The following is a 16,656-nucleotide window of genomic DNA, read 5'->3' as shown; positions in this document are numbered from 1 at the left end:
TCACAGCCATGGAGTCAGGGGCTCGGCCGGGGAGCCGTCCCCGGTAGTCACACCTGTGTACGGGCGGCCCGCCAGGTAGGCGGTGATGTCGGCGGAGCTGCCCCGGACGGTGGGGACGGTGTCGCTGCCGCGCTTGCCGACGATGTCGTGGCGGAGCTCGGCGAGGAACTCTTCGGGCAGGTCCGCGAACCGGATACCGGTGTCGAGGTCGACGGCATGGACCATGACTTCCCTGGTGCGCATCCACGGGACCTCACTCGCCGGGACGGTCCGCCCCTGCGCGGTCACCACCGGCGCCCGCCACTGCTCCTCGGTCAGTGCGGCCATCGCGTAGGTCAGCAGCTGCGCCGACCCCTCGAACCAGGAGGTGAGCCAGCTGGCGGGCAGCCGCGCTCCTGACTCGATGTCCGCCAGGCGCTGCTCCGGCGAGCTGTACATCGCAGTGGGCTTGCCCGTGTGGGCCCAGTGCATGAGGTTGCTGAGTGCCCGGGCGTTGGCGGCCAGGTGGGCCACGACGTGCTTGCGGGTCCAGCCCGGAAGCGATGAGGGTGCGCTGTACGAGGCCTCGTCGAGGCCGGCCACGGCCTTGTGGCACAGCTCCGTGCCCTCGGCGACCCAGGCCCGTGTCGTCTGCGAGGTTCTCATCACGCTCCCTCGGAGACGACGCGGTTCTCTAGGCGGCCCAAACCCTCGATCTCGGTGACGATGGTGTCGCCCTCGCGCAGGAACACCTGCGGCTTCCGGGCGTGGCCGACACCGCCGGGGGTTCCCGTGGCGATGATGTCGCCGGGGTTGAGCCGGATCATCGTGGAGATGTAGCGGACCAGGTGGACCGGGTCGAAGAGCAGGTCACCGGTGTTGTCCCGCTGCATGACCTGCCCGTTGACCTCGCAGCGGATGTCGAGTGCGGGGCGCGGGCCGCCGGCCTCGTCGGTGGTGACCAGGAACGGGCCGAGCGGGGTGGTGGAGTCCCAGTTCTTGCCCTGCAGCCACTCGCGGGTGCGGAACTGCCAGTCGCGGCAGGTGACGTCGTTGAGGACCGTGAAGCCCGCGATGGCGGCCTCCGCCTCGGCCTCGTCGGCGCGCCGGACCTGTCGGCCGATGACCACGGCGAGTTCGGCCTCCCAGTCGAACTGCTCGGTCTCGACGGGGCGTCGGACGTCGTCGAGGGCGCCGATGAGTGTGTCGGCGAACTTGCAGAAGAGGGTGGGGTGGTCGGGCAGGTCGCGGCCCATCTCCTTGATGTGCTTCTGATAGTTGAGGCCGACGCAGACGACCTTGGTGGGGCGGGGGACGAGCGGGGCGAACTCGGCGTCGGCGCCCGCGTATCGCCGGCCATCGGCCGCCGCCGCTGCCTCGATACCGCCGGCCGATGCCAGTACGGCACCCACGTCGGGCAGTCCCAGGTCGACGAGGGAGCTGCCCTCGACGCGAACCGCGGTGGTGCGGTCACCGAGCCGGATGGTGGCGAGCTTCACGCGTTCTCCTCGATGTGGGTGCGGAACAGGTTGAGCTTGGTGAACAGGGGGGCGTCGCTGAACTGGAACAGGTCGAGCGCACCGGAGTCGGAGTCGGACGGCGACGCCTCGGACCGGATCGACAGAGGCTGCCAGGACGGTACGACGAAGAGGTCGCCGCGCTGGACCGACCAGGAGAAGTCGCCTACGGTCACGCGGCCGGAGCCGTCGAACACCTGGTAGACCGACGAACCCGTCTCCCGGCGCGGGGCGGTCTCGGCGCCGCTGACGACGCGGTGGAACTGGGCGCGGATGGTCGGCAGGACGTCCTGCGCGGTGGTGGGGTCGGTGTAGCGCACCAGCGCGTGGCCGGGCCCGACGGTGCCGGGGTGACCCTCGCGCTCCAGCTCCAGCTGGTCGGTCAGAGCGCCGTCGGTGTCCGCCCAGCGGTAGCACAGCAGCGGGGTGCCCTCCCTGCGGCCGAGCTGCGAGACCGGCACCAGCCCCGGGTGGCCCCACAGCCGCTGTGAACGCGACCGGTCGGGCGTCGCGTGCTCCTCCTCGGACAACTCGTCGCGGCCGAAGTCGAAGAACTGCGCCTCGATGTCGTACTGCAAGGGGATGTCCAGGCCGTCGATCCAGGCCATGGGCTCGCCGGCCGAGTTGTGGTGGGCGTGCCAGCGCATACCGGCCTGCGGCAGGAAGTCACCTCGGCGCATGGGCACCGGGTCGCGCTCCACCACCGTCCACACGCCTTCGCCCTCCACGACGAACCGGAAGGCGTTCTGGGTGTGGCGGTGCTCGGGGGCGTCCTCGCCGGGCATCAGGTACTGGATGGCGGCCCAGAGGGTGGGAGTCGCGTAGGGTCTGCCGCCCAGGCTCGGGTTGGCCAGGGCTATGGCCCGCCGCTCGCCACCACGGCCGACCGGCACCAGGTCGCCGGAGCGGCCGGCCAGGTCGAGCAGGGTCTTCCACTCCCACCGGTGCGGCTGCGCCTTGGACCTCGGGTGCTCGGGCATCAGGTCCCCGATCCGCGTCCACAGCGGCACCAGCAGGGCGCTCTCGAAGCCGCGGTAGAGGTCCCCCAGCTCGGGAGTCACCGGGGGCTGATCCGGCCGGTTCTCGGCGGTCAGGGAGACGGGGGAGACCACGTCGTCGTGTTCGCTCATACGAGAACCGTGCCTTGAGAGTTCTGGAACGGAACAGTAGATTCTGGTTACCAGAACATCCAAGGAGCGGTCGCCGTGGCCAAGTCGATGAAGAACCCGCCGACCTACGGCGTGGCGAGCGTGGATCACGCGCTTCAGCTGGCGGTCATCCTCCAGGTCGAGGGATCGCTCACCGTCTCCGAAGCGGCTCGACGCATCAGCGTGGCCCGCTCCAGCGCCCACCGTCTCCTGTCCACGCTCGTGTACCGGGATTTCGCTGTGCAGAACGAGGACCGCAGTTACGGTGTCGGCCCGGTCCTGGAGATCGCCGACAAGGCGCAGTCGAACGTCTCGGCCATCCGCGCCGCTGCCCTCGGCCCGCTGCGCACCCTCGTCGACACCCTGGACGAGACCGCGAACCTGTGCATCCGCACCGGCCGGACCGTGCGGTTCATCGCCTCGATCGAGTGCGCACAAGCACTGCGGGTGGGAAACCGCGAGGGCATGGTCTTCCCGGCTCACCAGGTGAGCGGCGGCATGATCACGCTGGCGGCCCTGAGCGAGGAAGAACTCGCCGCCCTTTATGCCACCGCCCCCACCGACGCCTCCGAACAGCGTCCAGACCTGTCGAAGCTGTGCAGCGATCTGCGCGCCGTCCGACGCAGCGGTGTGGCGGTCAATCTGGAGCGCTCCGAACGCGGAGTCGTCGCCGTCGGCCGAGGCGTGAGGGACGCGGGCGGCGACACGGTCGCGGCGCTGTCGGTGTCCATGCCGAGCGTGCGCTACGCGCCGGAGCGCGTGAAGGAGATCGTCGAGGCTCTCACCCTCGCGGCGGAGAAGATCTCCGCGGGGCTCTGACCTGTCGACTCGGGCCGGCCGAACTCGCCGCGGGCAGCGCGCTCACACGCGGGCGCCGACACAGCGGGGGACGGGGCCGCTCTTTCGGTAGCGATAGTCCCGTCACCGATATGAAAGGTATGTTTGATTTGTCCAGTGGTGAAGCCTCGTCGCTCCGGTGTGCAGGTGAGCAGGAGGCGCGGTGACGCTTGGAAGGTTGGCCTTGTGAGCGACGCGGAGCGGCCTGACCGGGTGCCGGGGGAAGACACTCGGGGCACGGAGGCGCTCGCCCTCGTCCTCCAGGCCGCGACGGCGTGCTTGGGCGGCCTGGGTGCGCTGGTGCACAGGCGCGACGGTGCTGCCGGCCGGTTGCACCTGGTCGCGGCCAGTGGGCTCGCCCAGCAGAGTGCGGGGGAGTGGGCGGATCTGCCGGACCGGCACGACGCCGCGCCCGCGCATGCCGTGCGGAGCCGTGAGCTCGTCTGCGTTGCCGGGGACAGCCTGGGTATCGGTGCGGCCGGCACGGTGGCAGCACCCCTCCCCGGCGTCGATGGGCCGGTCGGTGTCCTCTCTGTGTTCACCGCGGCTCCCGGTGAGCCGGACGAGGAGCAACGGTCCCTGTTGCGTGCGTTGGCGGCGTGGGCCGGAGCACGCCTGTGCGGTGGGCCGGGCCCGGGCCCGGTGGCCGAGGCCCAGCGGTCGGTACGTATGGAGGAGCTGACCGCCGCACTCGCTGAGGCTGCCACCGCCCGAGATGTCGTACAGGCCGTCGCCGCGTTCGTCCTGCCTCCTTTCGGTGCCGACGGACTGCTGTTCCAGACACTGGAAGGCGTCCGGCTGAAAGTCGTCGGCGCCGCCGGTTATCCGCCGGAGTTCCTCAGCATGATCGACGGACTCTCGCTCGCCTCCCATGCCGCGTTCCTCGACGTGATGCGGAGCCGCACGCCCCGGTTCGTCGAATCGAGGGAGGAATTCCAGAGGCTCTACTGGCATTCTCCGGCGCTGCGGACCGTGATCGAGATGTCGCCGAAGGGAGCGTGGGCGTTCCTGCCCATGCTGGCCTCCGGGCGCGCCATCGGCCTGTGCGTGGTGTCCTTCCGCGAGCCGCGTTCCTTCAGCGACGAAGAGCGCACCCTGCTGACGGCGCTGAGTGGCCTGGTCGGTCAGTCGCTGGGACGCGCCCGTCTGTACGACGTGGAGCACGCCCGAGCCCAGGAGCTGCAGCGCGGTCTGCTGCCGAGGACACTGCCCCGCCTGCCCGCCGCCGTGGCGGCCGCCCGGTACCTGCCCGCCGGCCGGGGCGAGGAGGTGGGCGGTGACTGGTACGACGTGATTCCGTTGTCGGCCGACCGCGTGGCCATGGTGATCGGCGACGTCATGGGGCACGGCATCACCGAGGCTGCCACCATGGGCCGGCTGCGCACGGCCGTACGTACCCTCGCCGATCTGGAGATGCCTCCCGGCGAGTTGCTCAGCCATCTCAACGACCTGGTCTCCGACTTCGGCGAGGACTTCTACGCCACCTGTCTGTACGCCGTTTTCGACCCGGTCCCGGGCACGTGCTCGTATTCCCTGGCCGGCCACCCCCCGCCGGTCGTCGTTCACCCTGACGGCACCGTCCACAGCCCCGATGTGGCACCTGACCCCCCATTGGGAGCCGCCAGGCCGCCGTTCGCCACCCACCAGCTGCATCTGCCCGATCAGAGCCTTCTTGTCCTGTACACCGACGGGCTCGTCGAATCCATCACCCGGGACGCCGACCAGGGACTGGCGCAACTGCGGCAGACTCTCTCCCGGGCCCCGCTCGGCACCGGTTGCTTCGAGACCGCCGACGAGGACGACGGCATCCGGCGCATCAGGGAGGTGTGCGATCAGGTCGTGGCGGCTCTGCTGCCCGACCGCGAGCTGACGACGGACGATGCCGCCCTGCTCATCGTGCGTACGCGGTGTACCGCCGCACACGATGTCGCCTCCTGCAGCCTTCCCGACGAGCCCCGGGCAGCCGGGCAGGCCCGGAAGTACGTGCGCGAACAGCTCGACGCGTGGGGGCTGGATGATCTCGTGCTCACCACTGAACTGCTGGTGAGCGAGCTGGTCGGCAACATCGTCCGACACGCCAGGGGGCCCATCCACCTGCGTCTGCTGCGCAGCCGCTCCCTCATCTGTGAGGTCTACGACGGCAGCCTGACGACCCCGCGCATCCGTCATGCCAGTCACACCGACGAGGGCGGCCGCGGTCTGCAACTCGTCGCCGCCCTGTCCCGGCGCTGGGGCGCCCGCTATCTCGACGACGGCAAATGTATCTGGACGGAGCAGGACCTCCCGCTCGCAGCCTCTATATCACAGAAAGTTATTCTGTGATATAGAAAGCACGGCGACGCGTCCTCGGAGTGCCCCAGGGGGAGTCGTTGGTACAGCCTCCATGGTCAAACGCTGGACGTTTACGGGGCACTCCTACATAATTGCGGCGGTACTGGCCAGGTCAACGCCTTGATCGACCTGCGGTCCGGTGGTGAGGCTCGCGGCGAGCGAGCGGTCCGCGATGGCGGCGGGCATGTTCGTCCCCCGCACATGGATAGACCGCACTCGAGGTGCCGGGACTGCCCTGCAGTTAACTGTTCTGTCATCCAGAATTATTTTCCGATCAGGTCGCATCCGGCCATAAGGTCCCCGGCATAGCCACCACGGGCGAGTCGCCCGGCTCATGGGAAGGACACTCAATGGCGAGAACGTCTGATGTGGCCGCTTCAGCAGGGTCCGAAGATCAAGTGTCCGCCGGTGATCAACGGTCCGGCGAGATCGCGGCCCGCATCGATCGGATTCCCACAGGAAGATTCCATGGCAGGGTCGCGGCCCTCATCGGTGCCGGCACTTTCTTCGACGGCTTCGACGCGATCAGTCTGGCCGTGATATTGCCGATCGTCGTCAACGTCTTCGATCTGGGATTGGCCGAAGCCGGGCTGATAGTCAGCGCCGGATTTCTCGGCCAGCTCTTCGGTGCGGTGGTTGTCGGGGTCCTGAGCGACCGAATGGGCCGAAGACCGACGTTCTTGATCTCCGTCGCCATTTTCAGCTGTTTCTCCCTCGCCTGCGCCCTGGCGTGGAGCGCGGAGAGCCTGCTGGTGTTCCGCGTGCTTCAAGGCATCGGTCTCGGCGCTGAGGTGCCGATCGCCACTACATTCATCAACGAGCTACTCGGAGCTCGCAAGCGGGGACGCATCGCGGTTCTCTTCACATCGCTCGTTGCGTGGGGGATCGCGTTCGCGCCGCTTGCCGCACTGCTCAGCGTGACCGCGGCCGGACCAGAGACCGGCTGGCGGATATTGCTCGCCGTAGGTGCGTTGCCGCTTGTCCTGGTTGTATGGGGCTGGTTCGCGCTGCCGGAATCACCGCGCTGGCTGGCAGAGGCGGGGCGGGTCGCGGAAGCCGAAGTCATCGTGGCGAAGATGGAGCGCGCGGCCATGGGGCGCGGCCAAGTGCTCGCAGAACCACGCCAACACCCCGCGCAGGGCGCCAGGCGCAAGTTCCGTATGGCCGAGCTGCTCGGCCCGCAGTACCGAGTTCGCACGATTTCGCTGTGGGTGATCTGGTTCTTCACGTTCTTCGTGACCTATGGCTACCAAGTGTGGCTGCCCACGATGTATGTGCGCATCGGTGGACTTGATCCGTCGTACTCACTGATGCTCACATTGCTCCTGGGAATCTTGCAGCTTGTCATGACGATCGTCGCGGCATGGCTGATCGAGCGCATCGGCCGGCGGGCGCTCTTCATGGCGGGATTCATCATCGCCGCTCTGGGTGGGCTGTTCGGAGTTGTCACGGTGGGCGTACTAGGCCATACCGGATGGCCTGCGCTGGCTGCCTCTGGAATGTTCATTGCGGTGGGAATTGGCATTCCTTCCGTCGCACTGTGGGTCTACACGGCGGAACTCTTCCCGACGCGTATGCGAGGCTGGGCGACATCCACCTGCAGTGGCATGCTCCGCCTTTCGAGCGTCGTCTCCCCGGTCTTGATCGGGTCGATCCTGGGCAGCGGCGCGAGTCCGGGCACCGTGTTCGCGCTGTTCACCGCGAGCGCCATCATCGCACTTGTCATGGTGTGGATCTTCAGTGTGGAGACCCGCGGCCGTGTCTTGGAGGAGATCTCAGCATGAGTGCAGAAAAAGAAACGTCAGCATGTGGGAGGCGTAATGCTTTTCAGTGACATCGAGATCGATGAACCGATCGAGAAGGTCGTCGATGACTGGGACTACCTGAGTGAGCGCGTTGTGGCGCGCTTCCTCGGAAAGTTCCGGCCAGAAGGCGACAGCGTCTTCGGTGTCCGCCACGTGGTGCCCACCATGGGCGATCGCAAGCGGGGCTTGGACATGCTCCAGACCAGGCGGAACTTCGAGATAGGCCCCGCCGGTTGCGTCCAGGTCGCTCGCGACCCGCTGACCGTGCACGTCACGGCGAGCGGGACTCCGCACCGCACCGAGCACCTGTTCGGCTACTGGCACATCAACGACAAGGACGAGCTCATTCTGCCGCTTCCGGCAGTCTCCCCCGAGAAGCCGGCTCACCTCCTCATCATCATGGGCCGTCCGACGGGGAAGGAGACCGACCGGGTCGCGTGGTACTGCGAGCGCTGCACGGAGCTGGTCTTCATGCGGGAGCTGGTCACCGGCGATGTCGGCTTCCAGCATTTCTGGCTGTGGGAACAATCGAGCGTCGCGGAGTACAACTCGTCCGTCGAGAACCGGACCTGCCCCGAGTGCCGCCACGTCAACCCGCACGGCTATACGGGATTTTCGCACGACGACGATGAGATCATGCGAGCTGCTCGGATGGAATGGTGACGACCGTGTCGGGCAAAGAGTCGAAGTTCTCATCCCCGCCGCTGCTCATGCATTACACGAGGAGCATGACCGCTGTTGACAGCAGGTGGTCAAGTATCGGGGACTATGCCATCTGGACCGGCAACCAGAAGATCGAGGAACCGCCGTACGTCCTGATGGAATTTCGGGAGGGGAAAGTCCTCACGGTTCCGCCCGGGAAGGTCGCCCCGGTCCTCCATCGCATTGCCGCCGGCACGCCGTACCGAGTTTCCGGGCTCTTCGGTTTCTGGCATGCGAGCGATGCCGACACGGTATGGGTGCAGGCCGAGTACGACGGCAAGAGGTTCTACTCGATGATGTTGGGCGGGTCGCGGGCGCGGCCGAGCCTCAACCGGTGCGAGTGGTACTGCCCCAAATGCGCCCGGCCCCTGCGGCAGCGGACGTTCGATACGGCGACGGCCGGCTTCACGGCGTTTCTCGGCGCCACTCAAGAATGGGTTCGCGAGTTCAACGCCGACGCGACTGCACGGAAGTGCACGGACTGTGGGTTCTCCCACCCTCTCGGATACGGATTCGATCCGCAGGACGACACGGAGACCGAGGCATTGGAGAGGAAGTCGTGGTAGCCGAGATTGAGCGTGTCGAAGTCGGCTCGGTACGCGACCTGGACGAGAAGTCCGTACTGCGACAGACGCTTCCGGACGGCCGGGCGATCGCGGTGGCGCTGCTGGCCGACGGAGAATACACGGCCTTCGAAGGTCTCTGTCCGCACAAGGGCGCTCCGATCACGGAAGGCCGCATCTGCGAAGAGGCCGTGATCTGTCCCTGGCACGGATTCCGGTTCGACCTGCGCAGCGGAAAACCCGTGGGAACGCCGAGCATCATGAAACTCTCCGTCCTTCCGGTCACTGTCGAATCCGACCGGATCTTCGTCACCATCACCAAGTAAAACTCGTCCGCGGTTGGACGCCCGCACTACGGAGTTCTCCATGCAGAATGATGAAAACCCCCTGACCATCATCGGTGACTGGGGGAATGCCAACTTCCACGCCATCGCCGGGTGGATCGCCGCCAACCTGAGGTTTCGGATCCAGGGTCCCGGAGCGCCCGGGTCCCAGTACGTGATCAAGACCGGCTCGGGATACCGCGACAACATAGACGCGGTCGCCAGTGGAGCGGCTGACGTCGCGATCACGACGCCCGCCGACATCGCTCTCGAAATGGCCGTGGCCGGCCGGGACTTCTTCGCCGGCACGCCCTACCCGCACCTCCGGACCCTGGGCTACATCCCCCAGGACGACCGGCTCGTCCTTGCTGTTCGGGCGGACACGGGGATCGAGTCGTTCGCCGACATCCGGGAGAAGCGCCCCGCCCTGTCTCTCGCCACCGGAAGCCGCGGCGAACACAATCTGATGACGTGGGCCGTCATGGAGGCGCTGCGCAGCCACGGGATCGACCCGGCCGACATCGAAGGGTGGGGCGGGCGCTGGATGGAGCACGACCATCCGCGTCGCGCGCTCGAGTGGGCGATCAGCGGTGAGGCCAATGCCGTGTTCTTCGAGGGAATCCTGGTCCCTCAGTGGTGGAGCTTCGTGGAGAAGGTACCGGTGCGGTTCATCCCGATGGAGGAGGAAGCGCTCGGGGACCTGAGCTCCCGGCTGGGCCTGCGCCCGGGGACGCTTGAGCGCGGGAGGCTGGGGGCGGAGACCGACGTGCCGTGTCTCGACTGGTCGAACTGGGGCATCGTGGTCCGTGACGACATGCCGGACGAGATGGCGCACATGATCACCGCCGTGATGGTGGAGGAGCGTGCGGAACTCGAAGGGCGATACCGGCACCTGCCGTACGAGCGCTCGCCGTTGTCGTATCCCATCGACCCGTACACGATGCACAAGGGCCTGGGCGCCCCGTTGCACCCCGGTGCCGAGCGGTACTACCGGGACAACGGATACCTGAGCTGACCTTCCCGCGCACGATCAACCGCCTCCCGTCGCGCCTCCGCGCTGGACACGGTCCGCGCGGCGGAGGGGCGCGGCGAGGTGGCCTGCACACCTGTTGACGCTCTTGCCCGCGCGGCTGACGCGGTCGAAATCATGGGACACAAGGAGAACTGACATGGCCGTCATGAAGGCCGACCTGGAATTGTGCAAGGGCTACGCGAGCTGCGTCGTCGTCGCGGACGACGTATTCGACCTCGACGACGAGGGCCTCGTCGCGGTCGTGAGGAGGGAGATCCCGGAGTCGGACATGGCCCGCATGCAGGAGGCGGTGCTGGTGTGCCCGGTGGCCGCTCTCGTGATCGAGGAGTCATGACCCGGACCACGGTCATCGTCGGGTCCTCGGTGGGCGGCGTCCGGACCGCGCAGGCGCTGCGCGTCGCAGGGTACGACGGCGAGGTCGTGCTCGTCGGCGAGGAACACACGCTGCCCTATGACAAGCCGCCGCTGTCGAAGGGAATGCTGGCCGGCACGACGACGGCCGACGCCATCGCCCTGCTGACCGAGCCGGCCGCCGACAAGGCCGGTATCCGGCTGATGCTCGGCCGCCCCGCGACTCGGCTGCACGTGGACGAGCGCATCGTGGAGCTGGCCGGAGGGGAGCGGTTGGCCTTCGACGACGTGGTCATCGCGACCGGGGTGCGGGCACGGCCGTCACCTTGGGGCGAGCAGCCCGGCGTACATGTGGTGCGTACCCTCGACGACGCGGTCGCCCTCGGCGCGGCCCTGCGCCAGGGTGGTCCGTTGGTGGTCATAGGCGCCGGGTTCATCGGCGCCGAGGTGGCCGCGACCGCCCGCGGCCTCGGTCTTGAGGACGTGACGGTCGTCGATCCGGTCCCGGTACCGCTGAGCCGCGTACTCAACCCGGCCGTGGCCGAGCGGTTCACCCGCCTGCACGCGGACCGGGGCGTCGACACGCGCTTCGGGGTGGGGGTCTTGGGGATCGACCAGGCCGCCGATGGTCTTGCCGTCCGCCTCACGGACGGGACGACGCTGCGGGCGGCCACGGTGGTCGTCGGGATCGGGGCGGTTCCGAACGACGAGTGGCTGCGCTCGTCGGGGCTGCAGATCGACGACGGCGTGGTGTGTGACCAGTACAGCCGAGCGGTCGGGGCACCGCATGTGCACGCCGTCGGCGATGTCGCGCGCTGGTTCCATCGGCGGCACGGCCGCCTCGTGCGCGCCGAGCACTGGACCAACGCCGTGGAGCAGGCCACCTGCGTCGCGCACAACATCGTCCATCCGGACAGGCTCCGCACCTATGAGCCGGTCGAGTACGTCTGGAGCGACCAGTACGACTGGAAGATCCAGCTGGCCGGGCAGACCGGTGGCGACCTCGTGCACGTCACAGTCGGCGGGGCCGACCCCACGCGGACGTTCGCCGTGCTCTACGCCGATCCCGACGGAGGCTTCCGCGGTGCGGTCACCGTCAACTGGCCGCGCGCCCTGATCGCCTGTCGGCGGGCCCTCACCGCGACGCACACACTCGTTGAGGTTCGGCGCACGGTGGAGGCCACGCTGAAGCGGGCCTCCGTCGGCGCAGCCGGATAACTGCCCGGACTGTGGGCGTGAGTCGCGAGCTCGCCGCGCTTCGCGGCCTGGCCGACGGCATCCTCGGCCACATCAGCCCGCGCGTCGATGGCCGGCGCCTGTTGGTCCGTCCGGTGCCTTGGTCCTCACGACCGCGGCCTCGCCCTCACCATGGACGCCGGCGCCCGGCACATCCACCTCACCGGGCACGAGGCAGCGCCCGATGAACTGGGCGGCGATTACGACTGCCCACCGAACCAGGTGCGTTCGACATCCCGGCACGCGGCGCGAGCCGGAGGCGTGCCGTTCAACACAGTTCATGAGGAGTCGTCATGAGTATGCGTGTACCGATCAGCCTTGCCTGCTGGGACTATGACCGAACGCGAGCCCTCGCCGACGGAACCGTACAACCCGAGGGCATTGACCTCACCTATCTGAATCTTCCCATTGAGGAAACGTTCTTCCGCATGCTGCGGCACCGGGAGTTCGAGGCGGCGGAGATGTCGCTGTCGTCGTACGTCGTCCACGTCGGTGCGGGACACATCGACGCCTCCGACGGCCTGGTGGCCATTCCTGTCTTCCCTTCGCGGGCCTTCCGTCACAGCGGGATCTACGTCCGTGCGGACAGCGACGTCACCGACCCCGCCGACCTCGCCGGCGGCACTGTCGGTGTGCCCGAGTATCAACTCACCGCCGTGGTCTGGATTCGAGGCATGCTGGCCGACCGCCACCGACTGCCGATCGAATCGGTTCGCTATCGGACCGGAGGCATGCACGAGCCGGGAAGAATCGAGAAGCAGCGTCTGGATCTGCCGTCCGGCCTCGACGTGGCTCCGATTCCACCCGACCGCACTCTCGTCGACATGCTTCTCCACGGTGAGATCGACGCCCTCTACGCCCCCCGCACACCCAAGCCGATGCTCAACGGCGACCGACAGCGGCTCCGGTATCTGTTCGCCGATCCTCGAGCGGAGGAGGAGCGCTACGCCGCGGAGACCGGTATCTTCCCGATCATGCATGTCGTCGTGCTGCGTCGCGACGTCTACCAGGCTCATCCGTGGATCGCGCGCTCGCTGTACAGCGCGTTCGAACAGGCCAAGCTCCTGACCGAGGCACGCATGGCGGAAGCCGCCGCCCTTCCCTGCATGATGCCGTGGCTGGCCGATGAACTCGAGCGCGCCCAGACGCTGTTGGGCCGGGACTTCTGGCCCTACGGTCTGGATGCGAATCGGGCCACGCTGGAGGTGTTCCTGCGCTACGCCCACGAGCAGGGCCTCACACCGCGAAGGCTCCAGGCCGACGAGTTGTTCGCCCCGGAGACCGCGGAGAGCTACGTGATCTGAAGCGACTCGCCCACAGCGATGACGTGGCTCCACCCTCGACGCCGACGAGGAGCGCCGCCGGGACGTGACTGGCGCGGACGGTGTGGTGCGCACGCGTGCCGAACGCGGGCGTGTGAGCTCCATAGCAGGCCGTGGGCTTGACGCGGCTGAGGAATCCGAGGATGGCGAGGTGAGGACACAGAACGGTGAGTCGGTTCTGGCGAGGGTCGTAGGGATCTTGGAGGTGTTCACGCCGGAGGCCTCGGCGCTGACTGTCTCGGAGATCTCCCGGCGTACGGGACTGCACGTGGCGACGGCGTCGCGACTCGTGGCCGAGCTGGTGTCGTACGGGTTCCTGACCCGGGACGCCGACCGCCGGGTGCGGATCGGCATGCGCCTGTGGGAGCTGGCCACCCGGGCCTCGCCCTCCCTGTCGCTGCGCGACGCGGCCATGCCGTTCATGGAGGGCGTCCACGACGTCGTCGGCCACCACGTGCAGCTCGGTGTGCTGGATGGCGACGAGGTGCTGTTCCTGGAGCGGCTGACGGCACCGCGCGCGGTCATCAACTACACCCGCATCGCCGGGCGCCTTCCGCTGCACGCCTCCTCCAGTGGCCTGGTCCTCCTCGCCCACGGCCCCGCCGACCTGCGGCGGCGGGTACTCGACGAGCCCCTGCGGCGCTACACCCCGACCACTCCCGCCACGGTCGCGCGGCTGCGGGCCGTGCTGGCCGAGATCCGCCGCCAGGGCTGTGCGTATTGCCCGGGGTACGTGCACCCGGACGCCCTGGGGATCGCGGCGCCGGTGCGTGACGCGCGCGGGGAGGTGGTGGCAGCGCTGGCGGTGATCGTCCCTAACGAAGCCGGGGCCACGTCCGTCGTGCCGGTGGTACGGACCGCGGCACGCGCGATCTCCCGAGCGCTGGGAGCCCCGCACGCCCAGCGGACAGTGACGGCATCCGGGCGGGTCACGTGACGGCAGTGCAACGGCCGTATGACAGCCAGGCGGAAGGCGGAAGTTCGTCTCTCACTGATTGAGAATGCCGTCGCGGCCGTCCGTCGGGAACGCGCATCCTGCCTGCAACCCAGCGGGAGGCGACAACGTGGTCGGAACCAGTGCGGTAAACGCGGCGACCTTGACGGTCTCCGCGAAGGCGGACGTCGCCGAGGGGGTCGTGTCACTCACCCTCCGGCACCCGGACGATGCCCGGCTGCCGGACTGGACGCCGGGTGCCCACATCGACCTGATACTCCCCCGCTCGAGCGAGGCCGAGAGTGAGGGAGGGGCGACGCGGCAGTACTCGCTGTGCGGCGACCGGTGGGACGCGTACACCTACCGGATCGCGGTGTTGCGGGAGCCCGAGGGCCGAGGAGCATCCGCGTACGTGCACGACCGGCTGCGGCCGGGGGACCGGGTCGGGGTCGGCGGCCCGCGCAACCACTTCCCCCTCGTGCCGTCGGAGAAGTACCTGTTCATCGCGGGCGGCATCGGCATCACCCCGCTGCTGCCCATGGTGCGCCAGGCCGAACTGCTCGGCGCGGACTGGCAGTTGCTGTACGGCGGCAGGACCCGGGCGTCGATGGCTTTTCGCGAGGAGCTGACGGCCGCTTACGGCGACCGGGTGCGCATCGTCCCGCAGGACGAACTCGGCCTGCTGGACCTCGCGACCTGGCTGAGCACCCCGCGCCCCGACACCAAGGTGTACTGCTGCGGCCCCGCCCCGCTGCTCGCCGCCGTCGAAGCCGCATGCGTCGCCTGGCCGCCGTACGCCCTGCGGTTCGAGCGCTTCACCGCCGCCGCGCAGACCGCGCCGGTGCGGGAGACGCCCTTCGAGGTCGACCTGCGCCGTACCGGACGCACCGTCACCGTCACCCCGCACATCTCGGTACTGGAGGCGGTGCGCCGCGCCGGCGCCGACGTGCTGTCCTCCTGCGAGCAAGGCACCTGCGGAACGTGTCTGACACCTGTGCTGGAGGGGCAGCCGGACCACCGCGACTCGGTGCTGGCCGACCACGAACGGGCTGCGAACGACTGCATGTTCCTGTGCGTGTCGCGTTCCTGCGGCGACCGCCTCGTTCTCGATCTCTGAGCCGAATCTCTGTTCTCTGAGCCTCTTCACTTCCCAAGGAGCCGCAATGACCGAGGCATTGGGGCGTGCCGTCATGCCGCCCGTCAGTGACGCCGACCCGTTCGCCCACGAGGTCCTGCTGGATCCAGAACCACTGCACCAAGCGCTGCGCGAGGCGGGTCCGGTCGTGTACCTCTCGCGCTACGACGTCCACGCGCTGGCCCGCTACGAGCAGGTGCACGCCGCTCTGGTGGACTGGCAGCACTTCGAGTCCGGTTCGGGCGTAGGTCTGGCCAACTTCCGGCACGAGAAGCCGTGGCGTCCGCCGAGCCTGCTGCTGGAGGCCGACCCGCCCCGGCACGATGCCCCACGACGGGTGTTGCGCGAGATCCTGGCCCCGCCTGCACTGCGTCGGCTGCGTGAGACCTGGGCCGCGGTGGCCGAGGAGCTCGTCGACCAAGTTCTCACCGAGGCAACCGAATTCGACGCCTTCACCGCGCTGGCGCAGGCGTTCCCACAACGGGCCTTCCCAGACGCGGTGGGCCTCGGCGCCGACGACCGGGACAACCTCCTGCCGTACGGCAACATGGCCTTCAACGCCTTCGGCCCGCGCAACGACCTCGTCTCGGCGGACACAGACCGGGTCGCCGAACTGTCGGCTTGGGTGACCGCCCACTGCGCAAGGGAGGCGTTGAGTGAGGGCGGCTTCGGCGCGCAGATCTGGGCCGCCGCCGACCGCGGCGACCTGACGTACGAGCAGGCACCGTTGGTGGTGCGTTCCGTGCTCACCGCCGGCGTCGACACCACCGTGCACGGCCTGGCGGCCTGCCTGTACGCCCTCGCAACCCACCCCAGTGACTGGCAACGGCTTCGGGAGCGACCGGAGTTGGCGCGGGCGGCCTTCGACGAGGCGGTGCGCTGGCAGTCACCGGTGCAGACCTTCTTCCGTACCGCGACCACCGACGTGACGATCGCCGGCACGGTCGTCCCGGCGGACACGAAGATCCTAATGTTTCTCGGGGCGGCCAACCGCGACCCGGACCGTTGGCACGATCCTGACCGCTTCGACCTCACTCGTGACCCCTCCGGCCATGTCGGCTTCGGCATGGGCCTGCACCAGTGCGTCGGCCAGCATGTTGCCCGTCTGGAGGCCGAGGCTCTGCTGACCGCCCTGGCCCGCCGCGTCGAGCGAATCGAACTCACCGGCACACCGCACCGCCACCCCAACAACACGCTGCGCTCGTGGGCGTCCCTGCCCCTGCGCGTGCAGTTGGCTGCTTGATCAGCCATTGATTCATCGCGCGTCCAGTTGCTCGCAGTTGGATGTTCTGGCTTCCAGAATTTCTTTCCGGTCGAGCGGTGCCCGGCCATAGATTTTGTGTACACGAGGAAGGCGCCCAAATCATTGGGAAAGGACACTCAATGGCGAGAGAAATTGCGACCCGCCCTGATAGTGAGCGCGGGTTTTCTCGGCCAGCT

The 16,656-nt window shown here is 68.3% G+C and carries 16 protein-coding genes; 13 read left to right on the top strand and 3 right to left on the bottom strand.

The window, feature by feature from the left end; all coding sequences use genetic code 11:
* From AB0I77_RS34030 to AB0I77_RS34020, 3 genes are read right to left on the bottom strand one after another with little or no spacing between them, the layout of a single operon-like run.
* Positions 1-645, bottom strand: a complete 645-nt coding sequence (locus AB0I77_RS34030; RefSeq protein WP_363286618.1) for a maleylpyruvate isomerase family mycothiol-dependent enzyme — start codon at positions 643-645, stop codon at positions 1-3.
* Entirely contained in the window at positions 645-1,478 is an 834-nt protein-coding gene (locus AB0I77_RS34025) for a fumarylacetoacetate hydrolase family protein (RefSeq protein WP_363286617.1), read from the bottom strand. Before AB0I77_RS34025 ends, AB0I77_RS34030 begins: the two co-directional genes overlap by 1 nt.
* On the bottom strand, positions 1,475-2,626 hold the full coding sequence (locus AB0I77_RS34020; protein WP_363286616.1) for a cupin domain-containing protein: 1,152 nt from the start codon (positions 2,624-2,626) through the stop codon (positions 1,475-1,477). Before AB0I77_RS34020 ends, AB0I77_RS34025 begins: the two co-directional genes overlap by 4 nt.
* A 75-nt stretch (positions 2,627-2,701) precedes the next feature.
* Between AB0I77_RS34020 and AB0I77_RS34015 the strand changes: the two genes are divergently transcribed.
* The 13 genes from AB0I77_RS34015 (at position 2,702) to AB0I77_RS33955 (ending at position 16,459) form a co-directional block, all read left to right on the top strand.
* Positions 2,702-3,463 carry an IclR family transcriptional regulator gene (locus AB0I77_RS34015; protein WP_363286615.1) on the top strand — a complete coding sequence of 254 codons (762 nt, stop codon included), beginning with the start codon at positions 2,702-2,704 and terminating at the stop codon, positions 3,461-3,463.
* Positions 3,464-3,667: 204 nt separating this feature from the next.
* On the top strand, positions 3,668-5,803 hold the full coding sequence (locus AB0I77_RS34010; RefSeq protein WP_363286614.1) for a SpoIIE family protein phosphatase: 2,136 nt from the start codon (positions 3,668-3,670) through the stop codon (positions 5,801-5,803).
* A 407-nt stretch (positions 5,804-6,210) separates the two neighbouring features.
* On the top strand, positions 6,211-7,596 hold the full coding sequence (locus AB0I77_RS34005; RefSeq protein WP_363286613.1) for an MFS transporter: 1,386 nt from the start codon (positions 6,211-6,213) through the stop codon (positions 7,594-7,596).
* Entirely contained in the window at positions 7,597-8,280 is a 684-nt protein-coding gene (locus AB0I77_RS34000; RefSeq protein WP_363286612.1) for a hypothetical protein, read from the top strand.
* A gap of 5 nt (positions 8,281-8,285) precedes the next feature.
* Positions 8,286-8,885: a hypothetical protein gene (locus AB0I77_RS33995; RefSeq protein WP_363286611.1), complete on the top strand. Its 600-nt coding sequence runs from the start codon at positions 8,286-8,288 to the stop codon at positions 8,883-8,885.
* Positions 8,879-9,208 (top strand): Rieske (2Fe-2S) protein, encoded by a 330-nt coding sequence (locus AB0I77_RS33990; RefSeq protein ID WP_363286610.1) that lies wholly within the window; start codon positions 8,879-8,881, stop codon positions 9,206-9,208. The genes AB0I77_RS33995 and AB0I77_RS33990 overlap by 7 nt, the downstream gene beginning before the upstream one ends.
* A gap of 40 nt (positions 9,209-9,248) precedes the next feature.
* Positions 9,249-10,220 carry a TAXI family TRAP transporter solute-binding subunit gene (locus AB0I77_RS33985; protein WP_363286609.1) on the top strand — a complete coding sequence of 324 codons (972 nt, stop codon included), beginning with the start codon at positions 9,249-9,251 and terminating at the stop codon, positions 10,218-10,220.
* A 154-nt stretch (positions 10,221-10,374) separates the two neighbouring features.
* Positions 10,375-10,572, top strand: coding sequence for a ferredoxin (locus AB0I77_RS33980; protein WP_363286608.1), 198 nt, complete (start codon positions 10,375-10,377; stop codon positions 10,570-10,572).
* Complete coding sequence (locus tag AB0I77_RS33975; protein ID WP_363286607.1) at positions 10,569-11,807, top strand: FAD-dependent oxidoreductase; 1,239 nt, start codon at positions 10,569-10,571, stop codon at positions 11,805-11,807. Before AB0I77_RS33980 ends, AB0I77_RS33975 begins: the two co-directional genes overlap by 4 nt.
* Before the next feature lie 311 nt (positions 11,808-12,118).
* Positions 12,119-13,129 (top strand): ABC transporter substrate-binding protein, encoded by a 1,011-nt coding sequence (locus AB0I77_RS33970; protein ID WP_363286606.1) that lies wholly within the window; start codon positions 12,119-12,121, stop codon positions 13,127-13,129.
* A gap of 169 nt (positions 13,130-13,298) precedes the next feature.
* On the top strand, positions 13,299-14,084 hold the full coding sequence (locus AB0I77_RS33965; protein WP_363286605.1) for an IclR family transcriptional regulator: 786 nt from the start codon (positions 13,299-13,301) through the stop codon (positions 14,082-14,084).
* Between the two features lie 127 nt (positions 14,085-14,211).
* Positions 14,212-15,198, top strand: a complete 987-nt coding sequence (locus tag AB0I77_RS33960) for a PDR/VanB family oxidoreductase (RefSeq protein WP_363286604.1) — start codon at positions 14,212-14,214, stop codon at positions 15,196-15,198.
* 46 nt (positions 15,199-15,244) lie between these two features.
* Positions 15,245-16,459, top strand: coding sequence for a cytochrome P450 (locus AB0I77_RS33955; protein ID WP_363286603.1), 1,215 nt, complete (start codon positions 15,245-15,247; stop codon positions 16,457-16,459).
* Positions 16,460-16,656 lie beyond the last annotated feature (197 nt).

The organism is Streptomyces sp. NPDC050619, assembly GCF_040654815.1.
GTDB lineage: Bacteria > Actinomycetota > Actinomycetes > Streptomycetales > Streptomycetaceae > Streptomyces.
This window is presented reverse-complemented; position numbering and strand designations above follow the sequence as displayed.

Excerpts from the sequence above, each read along its gene's own strand:
- AB0I77_RS34030 (WP_363286618.1), bottom strand. The coding sequence starts at position 645 with ATGAGAACCTCGCAGACGACACGGGCCTGGGTCGCCGAGGGCACGGAG.
- AB0I77_RS34020 (WP_363286616.1), bottom strand. The coding sequence starts at position 2,626 with ATGAGCGAACACGACGACGTGGTCTCCCCCGTCTCCCTGACCGCCGAG.
- AB0I77_RS33985 (WP_363286609.1), top strand. The coding sequence starts at position 9,249 with ATGCAGAATGATGAAAACCCCCTGACCATCATCGGTGACTGGGGGAAT.
- AB0I77_RS33980 (WP_363286608.1), top strand. The coding sequence starts at position 10,375 with ATGGCCGTCATGAAGGCCGACCTGGAATTGTGCAAGGGCTACGCGAGC.
- AB0I77_RS33975 (WP_363286607.1), top strand. The coding sequence starts at position 10,569 with ATGACCCGGACCACGGTCATCGTCGGGTCCTCGGTGGGCGGCGTCCGG.
- AB0I77_RS33970 (WP_363286606.1), top strand. The coding sequence starts at position 12,119 with ATGAGTATGCGTGTACCGATCAGCCTTGCCTGCTGGGACTATGACCGA.
- AB0I77_RS33955 (WP_363286603.1), top strand. The coding sequence starts at position 15,245 with ATGACCGAGGCATTGGGGCGTGCCGTCATGCCGCCCGTCAGTGACGCC.